General features: G+C 71.9%; 21 protein-coding genes. 10 read left to right on the forward strand and 11 right to left on the reverse strand.

Going from position 1 to position 22,696, the window contains the following annotated elements; translation table 11 throughout:
* Positions 1-349 precede the first annotated feature (349 nt).
* Entirely contained in the window at positions 350-1,942 is a 1,593-nt protein-coding gene (gene serA, locus ACZ4D5_RS35685; protein ID WP_467776645.1) for a phosphoglycerate dehydrogenase, read from the forward strand.
* A gap of 118 nt (positions 1,943-2,060) precedes the next feature.
* Here serA and ACZ4D5_RS35690 read toward each other — a convergent pair whose 3' ends face one another.
* Complete coding sequence (locus ACZ4D5_RS35690) at positions 2,061-2,432, reverse strand: SH3 domain-containing protein (RefSeq protein WP_467776646.1); 372 nt, start codon at positions 2,430-2,432, stop codon at positions 2,061-2,063.
* A gap of 111 nt (positions 2,433-2,543) precedes the next feature.
* Entirely contained in the window at positions 2,544-3,752 is a 1,209-nt protein-coding gene (locus tag ACZ4D5_RS35695; protein WP_467776647.1) for a PucR family transcriptional regulator, read from the reverse strand.
* A 193-nt stretch (positions 3,753-3,945) separates the two neighbouring features.
* Between ACZ4D5_RS35695 and ACZ4D5_RS35700 the strand changes: the two genes are divergently transcribed.
* On the forward strand, positions 3,946-4,872 hold the full coding sequence (locus ACZ4D5_RS35700) for a proline dehydrogenase family protein (protein WP_467776648.1): 927 nt from the start codon (positions 3,946-3,948) through the stop codon (positions 4,870-4,872).
* A 53-nt stretch (positions 4,873-4,925) separates the two neighbouring features.
* Complete coding sequence (gene pruA, locus ACZ4D5_RS35705) at positions 4,926-6,557, forward strand: L-glutamate gamma-semialdehyde dehydrogenase (RefSeq protein WP_467776649.1); 1,632 nt, start codon at positions 4,926-4,928, stop codon at positions 6,555-6,557.
* A gap of 86 nt (positions 6,558-6,643) precedes the next feature.
* Here pruA and bla read toward each other — a convergent pair whose 3' ends face one another.
* From bla to ACZ4D5_RS35720, 3 genes are read right to left on the reverse strand one after another with little or no spacing between them, the layout of a single operon-like run.
* Positions 6,644-7,537 carry a class A beta-lactamase gene (bla, locus tag ACZ4D5_RS35710; RefSeq protein ID WP_467776650.1) on the reverse strand — a complete coding sequence of 298 codons (894 nt, stop codon included), beginning with the start codon at positions 7,535-7,537 and terminating at the stop codon, positions 6,644-6,646.
* Complete coding sequence (locus ACZ4D5_RS35715) at positions 7,534-8,475, reverse strand: alpha/beta fold hydrolase (RefSeq protein ID WP_467776651.1); 942 nt, start codon at positions 8,473-8,475, stop codon at positions 7,534-7,536. The genes bla and ACZ4D5_RS35715 overlap by 4 nt, the downstream gene beginning before the upstream one ends.
* Before the next feature lie 51 nt (positions 8,476-8,526).
* Positions 8,527-8,889, reverse strand: a complete 363-nt coding sequence (locus ACZ4D5_RS35720) for a MerR family transcriptional regulator (protein ID WP_467776652.1) — start codon at positions 8,887-8,889, stop codon at positions 8,527-8,529.
* 90 nt (positions 8,890-8,979) lie between these two features.
* On the opposite strand from ACZ4D5_RS35720, the gene ACZ4D5_RS35725 reads away from it, so the two are divergent.
* The gene (locus ACZ4D5_RS35725; RefSeq protein WP_467776653.1) at positions 8,980-10,107 is read left to right on the forward strand and encodes an alkene reductase; all 1,128 of its coding nucleotides are present in this window, start codon (positions 8,980-8,982) and stop codon (positions 10,105-10,107) included.
* On the opposite strand, the gene ACZ4D5_RS35730 is transcribed toward ACZ4D5_RS35725, so the two are convergent.
* From ACZ4D5_RS35730 to ACZ4D5_RS35745, 4 genes are all read right to left on the reverse strand, one after another.
* The gene (locus ACZ4D5_RS35730; protein WP_467776654.1) at positions 10,086-10,793 is read right to left on the reverse strand and encodes a nitroreductase family protein; all 708 of its coding nucleotides are present in this window, start codon (positions 10,791-10,793) and stop codon (positions 10,086-10,088) included. The two genes, ACZ4D5_RS35725 and ACZ4D5_RS35730, sit on opposite strands and share 22 nt — an antisense overlap.
* 103 nt (positions 10,794-10,896) lie before the next feature.
* On the reverse strand, positions 10,897-12,048 hold the full coding sequence (locus tag ACZ4D5_RS35735; protein WP_467776655.1) for a lysophospholipid acyltransferase family protein: 1,152 nt from the start codon (positions 12,046-12,048) through the stop codon (positions 10,897-10,899).
* A gap of 107 nt (positions 12,049-12,155) precedes the next feature.
* Complete coding sequence (locus ACZ4D5_RS35740; protein ID WP_467776656.1) at positions 12,156-13,019, reverse strand: phosphatidate cytidylyltransferase; 864 nt, start codon at positions 13,017-13,019, stop codon at positions 12,156-12,158.
* Positions 13,016-13,615, reverse strand: a complete 600-nt coding sequence (locus tag ACZ4D5_RS35745; RefSeq protein ID WP_467776657.1) for a CDP-alcohol phosphatidyltransferase family protein — start codon at positions 13,613-13,615, stop codon at positions 13,016-13,018. Before ACZ4D5_RS35745 ends, ACZ4D5_RS35740 begins: the two co-directional genes overlap by 4 nt.
* Positions 13,616-13,691: 76 nt before the next feature.
* Here ACZ4D5_RS35745 and ACZ4D5_RS35750 point away from each other — a divergent pair, with 76 nt between their 5' ends.
* The 4 genes from ACZ4D5_RS35750 (at position 13,692) to ACZ4D5_RS35765 (ending at position 18,539) form a co-directional block, all read left to right on the forward strand.
* A complete protein-coding gene (locus ACZ4D5_RS35750; RefSeq protein ID WP_467776658.1) occupies positions 13,692-14,219 on the forward strand; it encodes a GNAT family N-acetyltransferase in 528 nt (175 codons plus the stop codon).
* Positions 14,220-14,457: 238 nt separating this feature from the next.
* Complete coding sequence (locus tag ACZ4D5_RS35755; RefSeq protein WP_467776659.1) at positions 14,458-15,261, forward strand: SDR family NAD(P)-dependent oxidoreductase; 804 nt, start codon at positions 14,458-14,460, stop codon at positions 15,259-15,261.
* Between the two features lie 203 nt (positions 15,262-15,464).
* Positions 15,465-16,409: a PP2C family protein-serine/threonine phosphatase gene (locus ACZ4D5_RS35760; protein ID WP_467776660.1), complete on the forward strand. Its 945-nt coding sequence runs from the start codon at positions 15,465-15,467 to the stop codon at positions 16,407-16,409.
* Positions 16,410-16,493: 84 nt separating this feature from the next.
* On the forward strand, positions 16,494-18,539 hold the full coding sequence (locus tag ACZ4D5_RS35765) for an ATP-binding protein (RefSeq protein WP_467776661.1): 2,046 nt from the start codon (positions 16,494-16,496) through the stop codon (positions 18,537-18,539).
* A gap of 48 nt (positions 18,540-18,587) precedes the next feature.
* On the opposite strand, the gene ACZ4D5_RS35770 is transcribed toward ACZ4D5_RS35765, so the two are convergent.
* The gene (locus tag ACZ4D5_RS35770; protein WP_467776662.1) at positions 18,588-19,598 is read right to left on the reverse strand and encodes an NADP-dependent oxidoreductase; all 1,011 of its coding nucleotides are present in this window, start codon (positions 19,596-19,598) and stop codon (positions 18,588-18,590) included.
* Positions 19,599-19,747: 149 nt separating this feature from the next.
* On the opposite strand from ACZ4D5_RS35770, the gene ACZ4D5_RS35775 reads away from it, so the two are divergent.
* Together ACZ4D5_RS35775 and ACZ4D5_RS35780 are read left to right on the forward strand one after the other, a co-directional pair.
* Positions 19,748-20,677: a LysR family transcriptional regulator gene (locus ACZ4D5_RS35775; RefSeq protein WP_467776663.1), complete on the forward strand. Its 930-nt coding sequence runs from the start codon at positions 19,748-19,750 to the stop codon at positions 20,675-20,677.
* 210 nt (positions 20,678-20,887) lie between these two features.
* Entirely contained in the window at positions 20,888-21,016 is a 129-nt protein-coding gene (locus ACZ4D5_RS35780; RefSeq protein ID WP_467776664.1) for a hypothetical protein, read from the forward strand.
* Here the strand turns inward: ACZ4D5_RS35780 and ACZ4D5_RS35785 are convergent.
* Entirely contained in the window at positions 21,010-22,602 is a 1,593-nt protein-coding gene (locus tag ACZ4D5_RS35785) for a purple acid phosphatase family protein (RefSeq protein ID WP_467776665.1), read from the reverse strand. The two genes, ACZ4D5_RS35780 and ACZ4D5_RS35785, sit on opposite strands and share 7 nt — an antisense overlap.
* Positions 22,603-22,696 lie beyond the last annotated feature (94 nt).

The following is a 22,696-nucleotide window of genomic DNA, read 5'->3' on the forward strand; positions in this document are numbered from 1 at the left end:
TCTTTAATATCCCCTCGTCACACCCCCGCCGGTGCGCCCCCCGGGGCTGGGCCGGCCCCGGGGGGGGGGGGGGGGCCCCCCCGGCGGGGGGGGGGGGGGGGGGGGGGGGGCGCGCCCCCGCACCCCGCTCCTCGAACGCCGGAGGGATGACTTTCCCGCTTGTCCGCGCTGTCCAGCCACGGACGAGTGATCCTTCCAAAGAGGCGCATGAGGAGCCCCGTAACGCCACTACACTTCTGTTCAACATTCGCGTCGGGCCCACAGCGTCGTGCGTCTTCCACGCGGCTAGCACCCTCCACCGCCTGCGGCCGTCGGGACGGCCGTCCGCATTGGACTTGTGAGGACTCACGTGAGCTCGAAACCTGTCGTACTCATCGCTGAAGAGCTGTCGCCCGCCACCGTCGACGCCCTGGGCCCGGACTTCGAGATCCGCCAGTGCAACGGCGCTGACCGCGCCGAACTGCTGCCCGCCATCGCGGACGTCGACGCGATCCTGGTCCGCTCCGCGACCAAGGTCGACGCCGAGGCCATCGCGGCGGCCAAGAAGCTGAAGGTCGTCGCCCGCGCGGGCGTCGGTCTGGACAACGTGGACGTGTCCGCCGCCACCAAGGCCGGCGTGATGGTCGTGAACGCACCGACCTCGAACATCGTCACCGCCGCCGAGCTCGCCTGCGGCCTGCTCCTGGCCACCGCGCGCAACATCCCCCAGGCCAACACCGCCCTGAAGAACGGCGAGTGGAAGCGCTCCAAGTACACGGGCGTCGAGCTCGCCGAGAAGACCCTCGGCGTCGTCGGCCTCGGCCGCATCGGCGCCCTCGTGGCACAGCGCATGAGCGCCTTCGGCATGAAGGTCGTGGCCTACGACCCGTACGTGCAGCCCGCGCGCGCCGCGCAGATGGGCGTGAAGGTGCTGTCCCTCGACGAGCTGCTCGAGGTCTCCGACTTCATCACCGTGCACCTCCCCAAGACGCCCGAGACCCTCGGTCTCATCGGCGACGAGGCGCTGCACAAGGTCAAGCCGACCGTCCGCATCGTCAACGCCGCGCGCGGCGGGATCGTCGACGAGGAGGCGCTGCACTCCGCCCTCAAGGAGGGCCGCGTCGCCGGCGCGGGCCTGGACGTGTACGCGAAGGAGCCCTGCACGGACTCCCCGCTCTTCCAGTTCGACCAGGTCGTCTGCACCCCGCACCTCGGTGCCTCCACGGACGAGGCTCAGGAGAAGGCGGGCATCGCCGTCGCCAAGTCCGTGCGCCTCGCGCTCGCCGGCGAGCTCGTGCCCGACGCGGTGAACGTGCAGGGCGGTGTCATCGCCGAGGACGTGCGCCCCGGTCTGCCGCTCGCCGAGAAGCTCGGCCGCATCTTCACCGCCCTCGCGGGCGAGGTCGCGGCCCGCCTCGACGTCGAGGTGTACGGCGAGATCACCCAGCACGACGTGAAGGTGCTCGAACTGTCCGCGCTGAAGGGCGTGTTCGAGGACGTCGTCGACGAGACCGTCTCGTACGTCAACGCTCCGCTGTTCGCGCAGGAGCGCGGCGTCGAGGTCCGCCTCACCACCAGCTCCGAGTCGCCGGACCACCGCAATGTGGTCACCGTGCGCGGCACGCTCTCGGGCGGCGAGGAGATCGCGGTCTCCGGCACCCTGGCGGGCCCGAAGCACCTGCAGAAGATCGTCTCCATCGGTGAGTACGACGTGGACCTGGCGCTCGCCGACCACATGGTCGTCCTGCGGTACGCCGACCGTCCCGGCGTCGTCGGCACGGTGGGCCGCGTCCTCGGCGAGGCGGGCATCAACATCGCCGGCATGCAGGTCGCTCGCGCCGACGTCGGCGGGGAGGCCCTCGCGGTCCTCACCGTGGACGACACGGTGCCGCAGCCGGTCCTCACGGAGCTTGCGGAGGAGATCGGGGCGGAGTCCGCACGAGCGGTGGACCTCACGGACTAGGAGCCCGCGGGACCACGGCTTCGGTTGCCGTGGATCACCGGCTTCGCCGAGTTCGTCCTCAAACGCCGGACGGGCTGGATATTCCAGCCCGTCCGGCGTTTGTCGTGGACGAGCCTGATCAGAACTTGATGCAGGCCTTGGGGACCCAGCCCTCCTTGTTGGAGCTGTACGGGCCGCCCCAGTACCACTTGTCGCTCGTCTTGCCGCAGAGCGTGTACTTCTGTCCCTTGGTCGGCTTGAGGGGGTTGCAGATGCCGCCCTTCTTGCCCTTGGGCCACAGGCCGACGGCGGTGCTGCTCAGCTTCGTCGACTTGCGGATCTTCACGCTCTCCCTGGCGGGGACGTTGATGATGGCGTCGTTGCAACTGGGCTTGCCGGCGGCGGCCTTGGCCACCGGGGCGGCGGACACCTGGGCCGAGGCGGCGCCGGTCAGGGTGGTGCCGACGAGCGCGACGGCGGCGACGGCGGGTCCGAGCAACCTGTACTTCATGGGTGGTTCGTTCTCCCCTGTGGAGTCGTGAAGCGGTCGGGGAAAACCTAGCGGCCCAAGATCACCGAACCGGTCGGCTGTTGCGGTCCGTTGCCGCCCGTTGCATGTCCATTACAGCCGTGACGACTTCAGGACCATGTGCAGCAGCAGCCGGTCCTCGCCCTCGTCCAGATCGAGACCGGTCAGCTGCTCCACCCGCGAGAGGCGGTAGTACAGCGTCTGGCGGTGGATGCCCAGCTCCGCGGCCGTGCGGCCGGCCTGGCCCGCGCAGTCGAGGAACACCTCGGCGGTGCGGGCCAGTTCGCGGTGGGCGGGGCTCAGGAGCTGCTGCCCCACCGGGTCGTGCGCGGCCTCCGGGGGCAGGGCGGTCAGCAGGCGGTAGGGGCCCACGTCCGACCACTGGGCGACCGGGCCGAAGCGCCGCTCGGCGAGGGCCGCGCGGGCCGCGCCCGACGCCTCCCACCAGGCGGCGCCCAGGTCCTCCAGGCCGTGCCGGGCCCCGGCGATCCCCGCGGCGGCACCCGGCGCCGCGTCCAGGAGGCGCGAGGCCGCCGTGTGCGCGGGGGAGAGCACGTCGGCCGAGCGCAGCCGCACCAGTGCCGCGAGCGACTGCGCGGTCGTGCCCCACGGCACCGTGCACACCGCCGCCGCGCCCGGCACCGTACGGGCCGCCGGGGCGTCGTCCGGGTCCGCAATGGGGTCTCCCCTGCTCGAGCGAAGCCGGGAGCTTGGGGAACGCCACGGGGCCAGGCACACCACCGCGTGCAGGCCCTCGGCGCGGGGACCGAGCGCCGTGCGCAGGGCGGCCACCGCCATGTCGCGCTGCCAGCCCCGCTCCGCGGTGAGGACCGCGCGGAACTCCCGGGTCAGGTCGGCGCCCGCCTGTGCCTCGTCGGCGAGGAGGGCGCCGATCCTCGTGGCGGCCTCCATGGCGGCGGTCAGCTGCTGGTCGCTCGGCCCCGGCTCGTCGTCCAGGAGCCATACGTATCCGAGGGCGAAACCCCGATGGCGTACCGGAAGGCAGATCCGTCCGCGGTAGACGCCGGCCTCCGGGGTGGGCGGGATGCGGACCGGGGCCGTGGCGCGGGTGATGCCGAAGCTCTCGAACCAGGCGCGGACCTCGGCGGTGGAGCGGCGGGTCAGGATCGAGCGGGTCCTGACCGGGTCGAGGACCGTCGCGTCGAAGCCGCTGTCGCCCCCGCCGTCGTGCGCGCCGAAGGCGATGAGCTCGAAATCCCGGTTCTCCAGGGTCGCGGGGGCGCCGAGCAGCGCCGAGATCTCATCGACCAGTTCTTGGTAGTCGCCCTTCACGACGACCATTGTGGCGCAGTCCGCCCCCTCCTTCAGACATCTGTCTGAGATCCAGGGCACGGATGCGTGACAGCTGTCGATGGCTCAGGATCGGAGGGATCCTTAAATTTCACGGTGGTTCTCCGTGCCGTACCGCCGCATTACCCGTATGTAGGGCTATGTCGGTAGGGCACCCGATTTCGTTCTCCCGTGGAGGTGCCCCGTGCTGGGTCCCGTGATCCTCGCCGCGTCACGCAGCGACAAGATGCGCCGTTTCGTCTCGGCGGCCCCCGGCACCAAGCAGGTCGTCGCCCGGTTCATCGCCGGCGAGAGTGTCGACCAGGTCGTGCCGATCATCGTCGACGCCGCCGACAAGGGCCTGGAGGTCACCCTCGACGTGGTCGGTGAGGACATCACCACCGTCGAGCAGTCCCACGCCGCCCGCGACGCGTACCTGGAGCTCGTCGAGCGCCTGAAGGACCTCGGCCTCGGCACCAAGGCCGAGATGTCCGTGAAGCTGTCGATGTTCGGCCAGGCGCTTGAAGGCGGCCACGAGCTCGCGCTGAGCAACGTGCGCCCGGTCGTGGAGGCCGCCGCCGCCATCGGCACCACGGTCACCCTGGACGCCGAGGACCACACCACCCTCGACTCGATGTTCGCCATCCACGAGGAGCTGCGGAAGGACTTCCCGCAGACCGGCTGCGTCATCCAGGCCTACCTCTTCCGCACCGAGGCCGACGCCCGGCGCCTGGCCGCGAACGGCAGCCGTGTCCGCATCGTGAAGGGCGCCTACAAGGAGCCCGCCGAGGTCGCCTTCCAGGACAAGGCCGAGATCGACAAGGCGTACGTCCGCATCCTGCGCATCCTGATGGAGGGCGAGGGGTACCCGATGATCGGGTCCCACGACCCGCGCCTGATCTCCATCGCGCAGGAGCTCGCGCGGCGCGCGGGGCGCAAGCTGGACGAGTACGAGTTCCAGATGCTGTACGGCATCCGCAGCGACGAGCACCTGCGGCTCGCGGCCGAGGGCCACCGGATGCGCGTCTACACCGCCTACGGCACCGACTGGTACGGCTACTTCATGCGCCGTCTCGCCGAGAAGCCCGCCAACCTGCTCTTCTTCGCCCGCTCCATCCTCACCAAGGACTGAACCAAGGGCTGAGCTCCCAACCCCCTCGACCCTCTTAAGGAGATACGGAACTCATGGACGCTGTGACCCAGGTCCCCGCCCCGGTCAACGAGCCGGTACACGGTTACGCCCCCGGCTCCCCGGAGCGCGCCCGCCTCGAGGCCAAGCTCAAGGAGCTGGCCGAGAACCCCATCGAGCTGCCGATGACCATCGGTGGCGTCAAGCGCCTCGGTGGCGGCGAGCCCTTCCAGGTCGTGCAGCCGCACAACCACAAGGCCGTCATCGGCACCGGCCGCGGCGCCACGCAGCAGGACGCCCAGGACGCGATCGACGCCGCCCTGGCCGCCGCCCCGGCGTGGCGCGCGATGTCCTTCGACGACCGCGCCGCGATCATCCTGCGCGCCGCCGAGCTGCTCTCCACGACGTGGCGCGAGACCATGGCCGCCTCCACGATGCTCGGCCAGTCGAAGACCGCCCAGCAGGCCGAGATCGACACTCCCTGTGAGCTCGTCGACTTCTGGCGCTTCAACGTGAAGTACGCCCGTGACCTGCTCGCCGAGCAGCCCCCGGCGAACTCCACCGGTGTCTGGAACCGCCTGGACCACCGCCCGCTGGAGGGCTTCGTCTACGCGATCACGCCGTTCAACTTCACGGCCATCGCGGGCAACCTGCCGACCGCCCCGGCCCTGATGGGCAACGTGGTCGTGTGGAAGCCGTCCCCGACGCAGACCCACGCCGCCGTGCTGCTCATGCAGCTCCTGGAGGAGGCGGGTCTGCCCAAGGGCGTCATCAACCTCGTCACCGGTGACGGCATCGCGGTCTCCGAGGTCGCCCTCAACCACCGCGACCTGGCCGGCATCCACTTCACCGGCTCGACCGCGACCTTCCAGCACCTGTGGAAGACGGTCGGCGAGAACATCTCCACGTACCGCACGTACCCGCGTCTGGTCGGCGAGACGGGCGGCAAGGACTTCGTCGTCGCGCACCCCAGCGCCGACCGCGCCGTCCTGAAGACCGCGCTGACCCGCGGCGCCTTCGAGTTCCAGGGCCAGAAGTGCTCCGCCACCTCGCGTGCGTACATCCCGGCCTCCATCTGGAACTCCGGCTTCAAGGAGGAGTTCGCGGCCGAGGTCGACGGCATCAAGATGGGTGACGTCACCGACCTGTCGAACTTCATCGGCGCCGTCATCGACGAGCGCGCGTTCGCCAAGAACAAGGCGGCCATCGACCGCGCGAAGTCGGACGCCTCCTGCACGATCGTCGCCGGTGGCACCTACGACGACTCCGAGGGCTACTTCGTGCGCCCGACCGTCGTCGAGTGCACCGACCCGGAGAACGAGGTCTTCACGACCGAGTACTTCGGCCCGTTCCTCGCCGTGTACGTCTACGAGGACGACAAGTACGAGGAGATGCTGACCCAGATGGAGTCGGCCTCCGACTACGCCCTGACGGGCTCGGTCATCTCGGGCGACCGCGCCGCGGCCGCGTACACGATGGAGAAGCTCCGCTACGCCGCGGGCAACTTCTACATCAACGACAAGTCGACCGGCGCCGTCGTCGGCCAGCAGCCCTTCGGCGGCGGCCGTGCCTCCGGCACCAACGACAAGGCCGGTGCCCCGCAGAACCTGCAGCGCTGGACGCTGACCCGCGCCATCAAGGAGACGCTGGTCCCGCCGACCGAGTACGGCTACCCGCACATGGGCTGACGCCCACCCCAGGGCCGCACGGCCCTCCCTGAACCCCGCCTCCGACTTGGGCCCCACCCCGGTCGGAGGCGGTGTCATGTCCGGGGTCAGCCGCCGAGCGCGTCGACGACGATCCTGGTGATGTCCTCGGCGATCCGGTCCTCGCCCGGGGTGTCCGGGTCGAGGCGGGTCGTGTAGACGGAGATCACCAGCGGTGCCTGGTGCGGCGGCCAGGCCACGGCGACGTCGTTGACCCCTCCGTAGGCGGGGGACCCGGTCTTGTCGCCGACCCGCCAGTCCTTCGGGAGCCCGGCGCGGATCCTCTGGTCGCCGGTGGTGTTCTCCACGAGCCACCGGGTCAACTGGCCGCGGTCGAGCGGGTGGAGGGCGTCGCCGACGATCAGCTTGCGCAGGTTCTCGGTCATGACCGCGGGGGTCGTGGTGTCGCGCCGGTCGCCGGGGATGTTGGAGTTGAGGTCGGTCTCCCACCGGTCGAGGCGGGTGTGCGGGTCGCCGAGCGAGCGCGCGAACTCGGTGATGCCGGACGGGCCGCCGATGCGCCGCATCAGCAGGTTGGCGGCCGCGTTGTCGCTGTACGTGATGGTCGCGTCGCACAACTCCCGTACCGTCATGCCGGTTTCGAGGTGCATCTCGCAGCGCGGCGAGTGGGTGACCAGGTCCTCGCGGCCGTACCGGATCAGTACGTCGAGCAGTCCGGGCTCCTGTTCACGCGCCCTGCGCAGGATCGCGGCGGCGGCCAGGACCTTGAACGTGGAGGCGATGGCGAAGCGTTCGTGCGCGCGGTAGCCGACGGTGGCGCCGGTTCCGGTGTGCAGGGCGTGCACCCCGATGCGTCCGGGATAGTCCTCTTCCAGCGTGCGCAGTCGGCGCCGGACGCCGGGCGCGGCGGCCGTGGCGTGCGCGGCGGCGGGCATCGAGAGGAGTAACGGCGTCACGGCGGCGGCGCCGAGGAGCGTCCTGCGGGAGGGGATCGAGTTCATGATCCCGACGGTACCGGGGCGGTGAGGCGCCGGCTCAGGAAGTCCTCGATCAGGGCGGCGATCTGCGCGGCGTGCGTCTCCAGGGCGAAGTGCCCGGTGGGCAGCAGGTGCACCTCGGCCTCCGGCAGGTCCCGGAGGAAGGCGAGGGCGCCCTCCCGCACGAAGATCTCGTCATGGGCTCCCCAGGTCGCGAGCAGCGGGACCTGGGACTGGCGGAAGTACTCCTGGAAGGCCGGGTACAGGTCGATGTTGCTGCCGTAGTCGCCGATCAGGGCCAGCTGGATCGCGTCCTGTCCCTCGCGCGCCATCAGCGCGGCGTCGTGGTGCCAGGCGTCGGGGTTCAGCAGGCTCTGGTCCGAAACCCCCTGCGTGTACTGCCACTTGATGCCCTCCAGGGAGCGGATCTCCCGGACGGGCGCGGCGGTCTTCTCGGTCGGGTCCGCGATGTACGCGAGGACGGGGGCCCAGGCCTCGGCGCCGAGCCCTTCCTCGTAGGCGTTGCCGTTCTGCGTGACGATCGCCGTGACGCGCCCGGGGTGGGCGAGGGCGAGGCGCAGGCCGATCGGGGCGCCGTAGTCCTGGACGTACAGGGCGAAGGAGGTCAGGCCGATCTGCTCGGTGAACTCGGCGGTGAGGGAGGCCAGTTCGGCGAAGGTGTACGTGAACTCGTCGGCGGACGGCGTCGCCGAACGGCCGAAGCCGATGTGGTCGGGGGCGATGACGCGGTAGCGGTGCGCGAGTAGGGGGAGGAGGTCGCGGAACATGTGCGAGCTGGTCGGGAAGCCGTGCAGCAGGAGGAGGGCGGGGGCGTCGGTGGGGCCCGCCTCGCGGTAGGAGATCTCGTGGCCGCGGACGGTGGTGGAGCGGTGGTGGATGCTCACGTCTAACCCCTCAAATTCGTTTCGGCGGTTGCGATGAGACGAGTAGAGCACGCTCATGACTAACCGGTCAATGAACTTTTAAGGGTTAGGTGTCCGGCGGTCGGGTGCTCAGTGGCTCCCCGCGGCCGCCGTGATCACTTCGTCCAGGACCTCGCGCGCCCGCAGCAGGTCCTCCACCTGGCGGTCGATGCGGGCCCGTTCCCGGGACAGCTCGTCCACCAGCCACGGCGTCGCCGTCTCGGACGGGCCGCCGTCCCTGTCCCGCATGCACGGCAGCAACTGGTGGATCTTCGCGCTGCACAGGCCCGCCGCGAACAGCTCCTGGATGTGGACGACGCGGTCCACCGCCGCCTCCGGGTAGTCGCGGTGGCCGCCGGGGGTGCGGTCCGCGTGCAGCAGGCCCTGCTTCTCGTAGTAGCGCAGGGACCGCTCGCTCACCGCGGTACGCTTCGCCAGCTCGCCGATCCTCATGTCCCGCGCTCCCTCGTCATCCATGTGCTCGTGCTCGTACGCGAACTCGGACTTGAATCTGACACCTGTGTCAGCTTCTACCGTTCCGGCATGACGAACACCTCGCTTCTCGCCCCGTATTCCGCAGGCCACCTCGGCCTCCTGCCCAACCGCATCGTCATGGCCCCCATGACCCGCGCCCGCGCCGCCGAGGACGGCACCCCGCTGCCCGTCGTCGCCGACCACTACGCCCAGCGCGCGAGCGCCGGGCTCATCGTCACCGAGGGCATCTGGCCCAGCAGCCGGGGTCAGAGCGGCTGGCGCTTCCCCGGGCTGCAGACCGCCGCCCACATCGAGGGCTGGCGGCACGTGACCGACGCCGTGCACGCCGCGGGGGGCCGCATCTACGCCCAGTTGATGCACGGCGGCCGCAACGGCCACCCCCTGGCCCGCATCGACGGCGACCTGCCGCTCGCGCCCTCGGCCGTCACCCCGCCCGGACACGCGCACGGCCCGGACGGCAGCAAGCCCGACTACGTCGCCCCGCGCGAGATGAGCCTCGACGACATCCGCACCGCGGTCCAGGACTTCGTGGACGCCGCCCGCAACGCCGTCGAGGCCGGCTTCGACGGCGTCGAACTGCACGGCGCCAACAGCTACTTGATCCACCAGTTCCTCGCCGACAACACCAACCTGCGCGACGACGCGTACGGCAAGGGATCGGTCGCCGACCGCATCCGCTTCGCCGTCGAGGTGGTGCGCGCCGTCGCCGAGGCCGTCGGCGCCCAGCGGCTCGGCCTGCGGCTCTCGCCCGGCAACCCGCAGTTCGGCATGGCGGAGGCCGACCCCGGACCGGTCTACCGCGCGCTGCTCGACGAGATCGACGGCCTCGGGCTCGCCTACCTCCACCTCACCGACAACGACACCTACCCCGCCCTCGCCGACCTGCGCCCGCACTGGCACGGCCTGCTCATCGGCAACGTCGGCGAGAACGGCGACCCGACCACGCGCGAGGCGGGCGAGGCCGTCCTCGCGTCCGGCCGCGCCGACCTCGTCTCGTACGGGCGGGCGTTCATCTCCAATCCCGACCTGCCCGAGCGGTTCGCGGTGGGAGCGCCCCTCCAGGACATCGACCACGCGCACCTCTACACGCACGGCGCGCAGGGGTACACCGACTACCCGTCCCTGGACGGCCTGTTGGTGTCCGCCCAGGCCGCTCAGACCTCCACGAGGACCTGATCGAGGGACTTCCGTACGAGGTCGGGGACCTGGCAGTCCGCCGCCGGGTAGCCCACGGGGATCACCGCGAACGCCTTCTCGTTCTCCGGCCGGCCGAGCACCTGGGACAGGAACCGCATCGGGCTCGGCGTGTGGATCAGCGCGGAAAGGCCCGACAGGTGCAGCGCGGACAGCAGCATCCCCACGGCGATGCCGACCGACTCGTCCACGTAGTAGTGCTTGTGCTTGGTGCCGTCGTCGCCCAGCCAGTACCGCTGCTGGAAGACGACGATCAGCGCGGGCGCGTCCGTCAGGTGGGTCTTCACCTCGTCCGTGCCGAGCGGGCGCAGGGCGGCGAGCCACTCCTCGCCGAGCCGCCCGTCGTAGGAGATCCGCTCCTCGTGCTCGGCGGCCTCGCGGATGCGGCGCCGCACCTGCGGGTCCTGGACGAGGACGAACGTCCACGGCTGCTGGTGCGCCCCGGACGGCGCGGTCGCCGCGCACGCGATGGCGTCCCGCACGACCTGCGTGGGCACGGGGTCGGGCGCGAACTGCCGCACCGTGCGCCGCTCGTCCATCCGCGTCCTCAACTCGGCGGCGTGCGCGAGGGATTCGGCCTCGGGCATGCGCTCCGGGCGGTAGGGCACGGAACGGTAGGGCTCACCGTGGATGGGGGCCCACTCTCGCTGCTGCTGGTTCTCAGGCATGGGTCAGATTCTGGGGCGCGCCACCGTGCCCGCGCCATGGTGCAGACCAATTTCGGACCCCCGTCGGCCGGAACGGCCCGGTCGGCTCCACCCCGCCGCCCGGTCAGCTCCACTCCGCCACGATGAGCGAGAGCCCGACGGCGAAGCCGGTGCCGAGCAGCGGCAGGTACAGCCCGTAGAACCGCCGCATCCGGTGCGCGAGGAAGCCGAAGGCGCCGAAGGCGATCCCCACCGTGAGGGTGCGTGAGCCGCGGGAGAGCGCCGAGTGGGCCAGCCAGTCGGACGGGGCGACGCCGGCGCGGCCCGCCTCCTGTGCGTACACCTTGAACGGGATGCCGTTCCACGGCTGGTGGCGCACGGCAGCCGCCGACTCGACGGACAGCTCGTGGCGCACCTCGGCCCGCATCCGGTCCGTGGTGAGCGGCTGCGGCAACTGCACGCCCGAAGTCGCCAGTTGAAGAGCGAGCAGACCTCCCGCAAGGCTGCCGGCGAGCGCCGCCAGCGACAGCTTCAGGGCCTGCCGCGGCACCGCGACGCACGCCACGGCGAGGAACAGCTCCGGCATCAGCGGCCAGCTCAGCGCCTCCGCGCACGCCCACGCGAAGCCGAGCGCCAGGCCGGCCCCGGAGCCCGCGACCGCGGCGACCCGCTTGCGCACGGCGGAGTCGGCGAGCGGCTCGGACGTCGTACGAAGATGCAGTGCCGCCACCGCGTCGCGGGCCTCCTCCGGCGTGGCCGACGCGGGCAGCGGCGCACCGATGGCGACCCGCACCAGGGCGGGGCGGAGCCTGCCGTGCTTGGGCAGTAGCCGGTCCGTGCCCGCGATGGCGACCGGCACGACCGGCACGCGCGCGTGCTCGGCGAGCACCAGGGCGCCGCGGTGGAAGGACCCCAGCTCGCCGTCCCGCGCGCGGGTGCCCTCGGGGAACAGGACCACGGCACGGCCCGCGCGCAGGTCGTCCGCCCTGGACAGCAGGTCGTCCATGCCGCCGCCGGTGCGGCGCACGGGGAAGCCGGCGGCCAGGCGGCTGCAGATCCGCCTGCGCCACGGCGAGGCGAACCAGTAGTCGGCGGCCGCGCCGATCGCGGGGGCGTGCCGGGCGTCGAGGGCGGCGAGCAGGGCCGCGGTGTCCGCGTGGGAGGAGTGGTTGGCCACGACCACGCAGCCGCCTCGCGGCAGACGGCCGCGCCGGGTCACACCTCCGGTGAGGGTGAGCAGGGTCCACCACAGCGCGCGGCGGATGAGCGCCGACACGGGGGGCCGGGGGCGGACCACGTGGCTCGGTCGGTCACCGGCTTCGCCGAGTTCGTCCTCAATCGCCGGACGGGCTCGATCTTCTGCCGCGCGGGCCGAATGTGTCCTCACAGCGTCACCACCATCGTCAGCAACAGCGCCACCAGCAGCGAATCGATCCGGTCGAGCAGCCCGCCGAACCCGGGCAGCCAGCTCCCCGCGTCCTTCACGCCCGCCTCGCGCTTGACCATCGACTCCAGCAGGTCGCCGAGTACGCAGCCGACGAGCACCGTCGCCCACAGCGCGGGGGAGAACGCGCCGACCGCGGCCAGCGCGGCGGCCGTCGCCGCGGCGGCTCCCACGACACCCGCCCAGGTCTTGTTGGGCGACAGCGGGGACAGCGCGCGGGACAGCGGCCCCGTGCGGCCCAGCGCCGTGCCGCCGCACCACGCGCCCACGTCCCCGAACGCCACCGCGACGCCGACCGCCACCGCCGTCTCGCCGAGCAGGACGAGGCCGCTCAGCGAGACCGGGATCCACAGGAGCCCGAAAGCCGTGCGGCACGCGCGCGTGAAGCCCTGCGAGGCGTCCCCGGAGAACAGCGCCACCGCGGCCGCGGCGATCAACAGCGCCCCGGCCGCCCGCAGATCGAGGGCGCCCGGCGCCGCCCACGCGAGGCCGGGCACGGCCACCGCCGCGCCGCCGAGCACCGCGCGCTCGCCCCGGGGCAGCGCCGCCATCCGCGCGTACTCGCCCACCGCGACCACACCGAGCCCCGCCGCGAGCGCGAACGCCCCCGCACGGCCCACGAAGAACGCCCCGAGGAACAGCGGCGCCGCCAGCGCCCAGGTCCGCCACCGCTTGCGCAGCTCGGCCCGCATCCGTACCCGCGAGGGCAGCGCCGCCACCGCGACCCCGCCCGCGCCGAGCACCCCGGCGACCACGGGCACGGCACGCCCCGCGACCTCCCCCGCGACGAACGCCGCGCTCATCGGGTGCCGCCGGTGGCGGACGCGGTGCCCAACTCCCGCCAGAGCCGCGCGAGACGCAGCAAGGCGGTCAGCGCCGACCCCGCCGCGATCACCGCGAGCACCGGCACGACCCACCCGGCAGCGGCCGCCACCACGACCAGCGCGCAGCGCTCCGTCTTGCCGACGGGTCCGCCGTTCAGCCGCCCCGCGCCCGCCGCCGCGCCCGCGAGCGACACCCAGGACGGCAGCGTCGCCGCGAGCCCCGCCGTCGCCACCAGCCACAGCGGGGCCAGCGGCAGGAAGCCCGCGAGGACGATCAAGTCGGCTGCGCGGTCGCCCAGTTCGTTGAGGAGCGCACCCCTGCGCGTCGTGCCGCCGGTGTCACGGGCGAGCGCGCCGTCGAGGTTCGCGAACGCCAGGCGCGCCGCGAGCAGCACCGCGACCAGCGGCGCCGAGACCCCGAGGGGCAGCAGGCCGAGGGCGGCGGCAGCGCCCGCCGCGCACACCACCCCGGCCGCCGTGAGGGTGTCGGGCGACACCTCGCGACGGACCAGCGCGGCACGTACGCCGGACAACTTGTCCGCGTACCAGGGCTTGAGAGCGTAGAGGCCGTTCATGGGACCGACTCTGCCGCCGGGCGGCCGCGGGCAGATCGGTGTGCGTACTCAGATCCCGGCTGAGTACGGTAGGTGCGTGAACACCCTGCGTACGGCCCACACCAGCGATCTGGCGGCGGCCGAACTGCGCGCCGCCCGCGCCCTCCTGGACGAGGCCTTCGACGGCGACTTCAGCGACGAGGACTGGGACCACGGCCTCGGCGGCATCCACGCCCTCGTCCACGACGACGCGGGCACCCTGCTCGCGCACGGCTCCGTGGTGCAGCGCCGCCTCCTGCACCACGGCCGTTCCCTGCGCGTCGGTTACGTCGAGGCGGTCGCCGTCCGCCCCGGCCTCCAGCGGCAGGGCATCGGCGGGCGCGTGATGGGCGCGCTGGAGCGCGTCATCGACGGGGCGTACGACCTGGGCGCGCTGTCGGCGTCGTCCGAGGGCGAGCGGATGTACCTGTCGCGCGGCTGGGTGGAGTGGAAGGGCGCGGTCGGCGCGCTCGGCCCCACCGGCGCGATCCCCATGCCGGAGGAGGACCCGCCGCTTCTGTGGGGCGCGGACCTCGACCCCTCGTACGAGCTGCTCTTCGACTGGCGCGACGGGGACGTCCTGTGACGCGGCGGCCTTTCGGGGCGCGGTGCGGCTGCCCGACCAGGCCGGCTCCGTCGCCCCCCGCCGACTGGCCGCAGACGCCAGCACCTTAGCAACTCCCGTGCGCCCGGGGAGAGTTGTCGCGGCGACTGCGGCGGATGGCCGACGGAGCCTCCTATGGTGTGGCCCACGTCACGCGACCCGGCGATTCGCGCGGGGCGCGGGGACGTGTCACAGCGGCCGGCCGTAGGAGGAGACCCCCATGAACGTGTACGACCTGACGGGGCGCAAGGCTCTGGTCACCGGGGGAGCGCAGGGGCTCGGGGCGGGGATGGCCGAGGCGCTCGTGCGCGCGGGCGCCGCCGTCGTCGTCGGCGACATCCGGGAGGACGCGGGCGGCGAGACCGTCGAGGTGCTGCGGAAGGCGGGGGGCACGGCGCACTTCGTGCCGCTCGACGTGGCCGACGAGGCGAGCTGGGAGTCGGCCGTCGGCCGCACCGTGGACGAACTCGGCGGTCTGGACATCGTCGTCAACAACGCCGGTGTCGAGATTTCCGGTCTGGTCGTCGACCTCGACCCGCGGGACATCCGCAGGATGCTCGACGTCAATGTGCTCGGTGTCGCGCTCGGCACCAAGCACGCCTTCCGCGCGATGCGCCCCGGAGGCGCGGCCGGGAACGGCGGCGCGGTCGTCAACGTCTCGTCGGTGGCCGCGACGATCCCCTTCCCCGGGATCGCGGGCTACTCCGCGACGAAGTCCGCGGTCGACAGGCTGACCAGGGTGGCCGCCCTGGAGTCCGGCAAGCTGGGCTACGGCGTCCGGGTCAACTGCCTCTACCCGGGCCTGGTCCCGACGGAGATGGGGACCAGGCTCGCCCAGGACATGGAGACCCTCGGGCTGTGGCCGAGCGCGTCGGCGGCCGTGGCGGACGTGGTCGGCCTGACGCCGCTCGGGCGGCTCGGCGAGGTCGGCGACATGGCCGACGCGGTGGTCTTCCTCGCTTCCGACGCCGCCCGTTTCATCACCGGCGCGGGACTTCCGGTCGACGGCGGCATGGGCATGTGAGGGTGGCCCGGGGAAACGGCGGATTCACGGCGTCGATACTGGGCGAATATGTCAAAGGGGCATGTGCGGCGCCATGTCGAGGTCTAGGATTCCGAAGGAACCTGTGTCGGACAAGGCGCTTTCGGTGAACCGAATCAACCCGGTGATGTTGATCCCTCTGAAGAATATGCGGCGTTGTCTCGGCGTGCGCGGGAACGGCTTCCATGGATATGTGCCTTGAGTTCCCCTCGAATCTCGCCGGCGGCGGGGCGAGCGTCCTCTGCTGCGCGCTGCTGGCTCTGACGGTCGGTGCGGCGGCGGTGAAGCTGCGCCGTCAGGCGGGCGCGCTCGACTCGATGCGCGCGGTGGCGCAGACCTTGCAGGAAGGCATGCTGCGGCCGCTGCCGAGCCGGGTGGGCGGGCTGCGCACCGAGGTCCGCTACCTGGCGGCCCAGCCCGGGGCCCAGGTCGGCGGGGACGTCTACGACGTGGTCAGGACGCCCTTCGGGGTGCGGGTGCTCGTGGGCGACGTCATGGGCAAGGGCATGCCCGCGGTCGGCACCGCCATGGACACCCTCGGCGCCTTCCGTGAACTGGTCCAGTGCGAGGCCCGGTTGCCGGTGGTGGCCCAGCGCATGGACGCGGCCCTGGCGCGCAGGGAGAGCGGCGAGGGCTTCGTCACCGCACTGCTGCTCGGCCTCGCCGACGCCGACGACAGCGCCGAACTGGTCTGCTGCGGCCACCCGCCGCCCCTGCTGATCCGCGACCGCCGCGCCACCTTCGTGGACGCCCTGCCGCCGTCGCCGCCACTCGGCCTGTTCGGTCTGCAGGACGAGTGGTGCCGGTCGAGCTCGGTGCCGCTGAGCGAGGGCGACCGGCTGGTGCTCTACACCGACGGCGTCACCGAGGCCCGGGACGGCAAAGGGGAGTTCTACCCCCTCGCGGAGCGGGCGGTGGCGCTCTACAGCGAGGACCCCGAAGCGTTCCTCGACGCGCTCTCCGCCGATCTGCTGAACCATGCGAAGGGGCGGCTGAAAGATGATGCCGCTCTCTTGTTGGTCGATTATGGAGATGTTCGGTCAAGCGGCGGTCAATTTCTGTCGCAGGGGCGGCAATTGAGGCGAAGCCGCGACATGAAATCGACAGGAAATGCGTGGAGGATACGCTAGCCGTCACCTCGCTCCCCCTTTCCGACTCCTGACCTTCCGGCTCCCATTGGCTCCCGCCCTCTGGCTGCCCGAGACGAGGCGACCGTGGTCGACCATCTGCCTGCGGAGAACACCCCTTTCATCGGCCGTCGCCGTGAGCTCACCGAGCTGCGACACCTGTGCGCGCGCTTCCGGATGGTGACCGTGACCGGGCTCGGCGGCGTCGGGAAGACCCGCATCGCCCTGCGCGCCGCCGCCGGCATGGCGGACGGATTCGCCGACGGCGCCTGGTTCGTCGAGCTGTCCGGGCTGCAGGACGCCGAGCTGCTGGTGCACGCGGTCGCCACCACCCTGCGGGCCACCGACCACACGACCAGGCCCCAGCGGGAGGTGCTGGCCGAGCACCTCGCCGACAAGCACCTCCTGCTCGTCCTCGACACCTGCGAACACCTCGTCGAGGCCTGCGGGGAACTCGCCGCGCTGCTCCTGCGCTCGGCCCCTCACCTGCACATCCTCGCCACCAGCCGGCAGCCGCTCGGCAGCCCGGGCGAACACCTCCTCGCCGTCGAGCCCATGCCGGTGACGGCCGACGCGGTACAGCTCTTCGCGCAGCGCGCCGGCGAGGCCTGCCCCGGATTCGCGCTCACCGCCCACAACAGGCCGACGACGGAGCGGATCTGCACCCGGCTCGACGGCATCCCGCTCGCGATCGAACTCGCCGCAGGGCGTCTGGGGAGCGAAGCGCCCGAGGAACTGCTCACCCTGCTCGACGACCGCTTCCGGCTCCACGTCGACGAGCCGGGACACACCAGTCGGCACAGCACACTGCGCACGACGATCGGCTGGAGCCACGAACTCTGCCCGCCACTCGAACGGCTGCTGTGGGCCCGCCTCTCCGTCTTCACGGGAAGCTTCTCCGGCGAGGCCGCGAAGGACGTGTGCGCCGACGCCGCGATCGACCGGACCGCGATCGACCGCCTGCTCGGCGGACTCGTCGACAAGTCCCTTCTCGTACGGGAACACGGCCCCGACGGCGACCGCTTCCGGCAGCTCGACACCGTCCGCGACTACGGCGCCGAGTGGTTGCGGCGGCTCGGCGAGGAGCTGCCCGGACGCGTCCGCCACCTCGCCTGGTGCCAGGAGCTGGCCGAGCGGGGCGAGGCGTCCTGGTTCGGGCCCGGACAGGCCGCCGTCTTCCACGCCACGCGGCGCGAGCACGCACAGCTCTTCGCCGCACTCGACTTCGCCCTGTCGACACCGGGCCGGGAGCGGGCCGGGGCACGGCTCGCCGGGACGCTCTGGTTCTACTGGGTGGGCTGCGGACTCCTCGGCGACGGCCGCTACTGGCTCGACCGCGCGCTCACCGCGGCGCAGGGCCTCAGCCGCGAACGGCTCAAGGCGCTGTGGGTGGGCGGCTACGTCGCCATCCTCCAGGGGGACACGAAGGCCGCGGCGGCCATGCTCACCGACTGCCGGTCCGGAGCCCTGCGCGCCAACGACGACACGGCGTACGCGTACTCCACCCACCGGCTGGGCTGCGCCGCACTCGTGCGCGACGAACACGGCACGGCGGAGCGGTACTTCAATGCCTCCCTGGTCAGCTACGCCGACCTCGGCGAACTCAACAGCAACGTCATGATGGCCCGCATCGAGCTGGCCATGGCCCTCGCGTTCCAGGGCGACCTGGAGACGGCCGTCCGCCTCTGCCAGGAGGCCCGGGCCACCTGCGAGGCGCACGGCGAGCGCTGGGCGAAGGCCTATGCCCTCTACGTCCTCGCCTTCGCGGCGTGGGCGGCGGGCCGGGGCGCGGAGGCGGCACGCCTGGCCAAGGAGTGCCTGGAGATCAACTACGAGTTCCGTGACCTGGTCGGGATCGTGCTGCCCGTCGAGGTCATCGCCCTGCTGCGGGCGTCCGTCGGGGACTGCGAGGAGGCCGCCCTGCTGCAGGGTGCGGCACGGCGGATCTGGGACCGCGTGGGGCTGCCCCTCTTCGGCTCCGCGTACTTCAACGCGCCGCACGACACGGCCGTCGGCCTCGCTCGCCAGAGCCTGGGCGACCAGGGGTACGAGGCGGCGTTCGCGCGGGGCGGGTGCCTCGGTCTGGACGAGGTGGTGGCACTCGTCCTCGAACGGGCGCACGACCGTTGCTGACCCGCCGTCCCCTGCCCCGCTGTCCCAGCCGCCTTTGGGGACGCCCCTCTAGGCTCCCGCGCCGCTCGCGCGGACGATCATCTTCCCCTGGTTCTCGCCCCGCAGCATCCCCAGGAACGCGTCCACGATGTGGTCGAACCCCTCCACCACCGTCTCGTCGAGCCCGACCCGCCCGCTCTGCAGATGCGGCACCACGAACTCGTACAACTCCTCCTGCGCGTCACGGTGGTTGCTCACCAGGAAGCCCTCCATCCGCAGGCTCTTCTCGACGATGTCGGGCAGGTTGCGCAGCGCGTACGGCGCGCCCGTGGCGTTGTACTGGGCGAGGGTGCCGATGCGTACGATCCGCCCGTACTCGCGCAGCGAGGAGATCGCCGCCTCCAGGTGCTCGCCGCCGACGTTGTCCATGTAGAGGTCGATCCCGTCGGGCGCCGCCTTCGCGAGGAGGTCGGCCGTGGGGCCCGTGCGGTAGTCGAAGACCTCGTCGTAGCCGACGTGTTCGGTCAGGTAGGCCGCCTTCGCCGCCGTGCCCGCGCTGCCGACGAGCCGTCCGGCGCCCATGAGGCGCGCGAGCCGCCCGGTCGCCGTGCCGACGCCGCCGGCCGCGGCGGAGACGAACAGGTCCTGTCCCTCGCGGAGTTCGGCGACCCGGGTCAGGCCCACGTATGCGGTCAGGCCGGTGCCGCCGAGGATGCTCAGGTGCGCGGAGAGCGGCACGCCGTGGAAGCGGGGGACGGGGCGGGCCTCTTCGGGGGTGACCACCGCGTGCGTGCGCCAGCCCCGGCGGTGGAAGACGATCTCGCCCTCGGCGAGGGCGGGGGTGCGGGACGCGATGACGCGGCCCAGCGTGCGGCCCTCCAAGGGGGCGTGCAGCGCGAAGTCGCCGTCCATCATCTCGCGGTGGTAGGGGTCGACGGACCAGTAGAGGTTCTCGACGAGGGCCGTGCCCGGCGCGGGCTCGGGCACCGCCGACTCGACGAAGGCGAAGTGGCCGGCGGTCGGGAAGCCGTGGGGGCGGGCGGTCTGGTGGACGGTGAGTGCGGTGGCGTCGCTGTTCATGCCGGTGACAGTAGGAAGGAATGCCGGGCCGGGGGAGAGGGTTGCGCTCATGGAACGGCCCAACCCATGAGGGCCCCTCATAGAAGCAGGTGAGCCCCTTGGCGAGCATTCCGCCAACGAGGAAACCCGCGCCGACGAAGCCGGCCTCCGTGAAGCCGGCCCCGGCGAAGGCCCCCCTCGCCGCCACCCCCCTCGCCACCGCCTCGCTCCCCGCCGATCTCGCCCCGCACGAGCTCCGGGTCCTCGCTGCCGTCGACCGCGAGCGTGGGTTCACGGCGGCGGCGCGGGCGCTCGGGCTCACCCAGTCCGCGGTGTCCCACTCGATCCGCGGCACCGAGCGCAAGATAGGCGCCGTCCTCTTCGAGCGGGGCCGCAAGGGCGCGACGCCGACCCCCGCGGGCGCCACCGCTGCCGCCCACGCCCGGCGCGTGCTGCGGCTCCTGGACACCCTCGTGGCGGAGGCCCGCGGCGCCGAGAGCGGCGAGGTCGCGGGCCCGCTGCGCATCGCCGCCTTCCGCAGCGCGGCCCTGTACCTGCTCCCGGAAGCCCTCGACCGGCTGACCGCGCGCCACCCCGGCATCGAGCCGGAGGTCCGCGTGGTGCGCGAGATCGGCGCGGGCACGGCGGGCGAGGTCGCCGAGGGCCGCGCCGACGTGGGCATCGCGACGATCGGCGGGACCTCGCCGGTGCCCGCCGGGCTCATCGGCGACGTACTCCTCGAGGAGCCCTACGCGCTCGTGCACCCGGCGGGGCACCCCGACCCGCGCTCGCTGCCGCTCGTGGACTGGCACGAGAACTGCGGTTCCTACACCAGGGACTGGTGGAGGCGACAGGACTGGATCCCCCGCGCGACCGTCCTGACCGAGGACGACGGAGCGGTGCTCTCGATGGTGAGCCATGGTCACGGGATGGCGATCATGCCCGCGCTCTCCCTGACCGGAGCACCGGACACCGTCGAGATCACTGATCTCGGAACGGAGCGCCCACAGCGCTCCGTCGGCTATGTCACCACCCCTGAGCTGGCCTCTTCCCTTGTCGTACGGGCGCTGATCCGCGAGCTGAGAGCGGTACGCGGGTGAAGCCCGTCTCAGATAGTAGGAAGTCCGAGTAATTGTGGAGACAGACGCTCCGTCCTCCCTTAGCTTTGTAGGAGCCGAACGTCTCGCTCGATCAAGCGAATGGCGGCCGTGAGCCGGAGCCCCACGCAGGCGAACCCTGCGGCTCCACGGCTTCCCGCCCTTTCCGGCGTCTCGAATGAATACACCCTTCCCTCAAGGAGTGGATCCCCCATGGCCGAGACGACCGTCCGCCGAGTCCGTCACCTCTCCCGCACGAGCGACACCGAGCGCAAGAACGCCGCCGCGGCCCTCCAGCGAGCCCTCGACCGCAGGGACAACGGCGGCGAAACAGGTCACTGAGTCCCGCGTACGACCTCGAAGTGGTCGATGCGCTCCCCGCTCTCGGCGAGCGCGGAGACCGACATCTTCGGGTGCGCCCCGGCGGTCACCTCCACCGCGAGGAACGAGAAGCCGGTGTACCGCACCCGTGACCACTCGACGGTGTCCGGGTCGGGCACCCGTGACTTCGTCCAGTGGAAGCTCACGATGTGGTCGCGGTCGTGGACGTTGCCCTCGTAGCTGTCCTCGACCCCGGGCCCGAAGCCGTAGAGGTCCTTGCCCGCGCCGCCCGCGGTGACGTACACGATGCCGTCGCGCGTCGGATCGGTCGACGCGCCGACCGGCACGGGCTTGCCGACCTCGCCGCCCCTGATCGCGTCCGTGCGCTCGTACACGTGGTTGTGGCCGTTGACGACCAGGTCCACCTGGTGCCTGGTGAACAGCTCCAGCCACGCGTCGCGCACCCCTCCGTCGGAGGCGTGCGTCGACGTCGAGTACACGCAGTGGTGGAAGAAGACGACGACGAAGTCGATGTCCTCGTCCGCCCGCAGCTCGCGCAGCCGCCGGTCGAGCCAGGCGGTCTGCTTCCCGTCCGTGTAGCCCCTGTTGGCGGGTATCTCGTACGAGACGTCGTTGGCGTCGAGGGCGACGACACCGACGTTCCCGTACCGGAACGAGTAGACGCCCGGAGCCTTCACCGGGTCGAAGCCGTTCTCGGGCAGCGACCAGCGCGCGGACTGGCCGCCGTAGCCGTTCGGCGAGTACCACGCCTCCATGTCGTGGTTGCCGGTCGTCACCATCCACGGCACCGACTTCGCCACCGACTCCGTCTGCGCGAGGAAGGTGTCCCACACACGCGCGTCGTAGGTGTCCGACTCCTTGCCGTGCCCGGTGCCGTCCGCGTAGCAGATGTCGCCCGCGTGCAGATGGAAGGACGGGTTCTGCCCCAGGATCACCTGGTCGTTGGCGAGCGCGTGATAGCTGACGCCCTGGTCGCCGAAGGCGGTGAAGACGAACGTCTCCGGCCTCGCGGGCGCGGTCCTGAACGACCCGATCGTCGCCATCCGCTCGGCGGACGCCGGGTCGAAGCCGTCGTGGCCGACGCCGTAGTAGTACGTCGTGCCGGGCTCCAGGCCGTCGAGGGCCGCGTGCAGGTAGTACTGCTCGACCGCGGGCAGCTTCTTCGACAGCGCCGGTGTGTGCAGGTCGCGCACCTCCGCCTCGATCTTCCGGCTCAGCTCCCAGGGCTTCAACCCGACCAGTACACAAGGGGACTTGACCGCGAACGGCACCTGCCAGGAGATCCGCATCTGCGTCTTCGGGTCGGCCCCGAAGGCGAGGTGGCGGCCGAAGGGCGCGACCAGCCTGCCGTCGACCCGGACCGGCGCGGACGGCGCGGCCAGGGGGCGCGCCGCCGACGCGCCCCCGCCGCTCGCGGTACCCGAACTGCCGGCGAGCAGACTCACCCCGCCCACCACCCCGGCCGTGGCGAACGAACTGGCGAGCACCCTGCGGCGGGAGAACTTCCTGCGCAGGTACTCGTGCTGCTCGGGCATGCTCATCCGGTTCGCGAGCCGCTCCGGAATGCCGACGTCGGGAGTGTCCATGTCCACCGAACTTCCCAGCGGATCCCAACTCCCGCCAGGCCCCGAGGTGAAGAGCGGGTGTCCAAGTGGTGGCGTACGCGAGGGCGTATGCGCG

The sequence above is a fragment of the Streptomyces sp. NPDC025651 genome, from assembly GCF_055558735.1.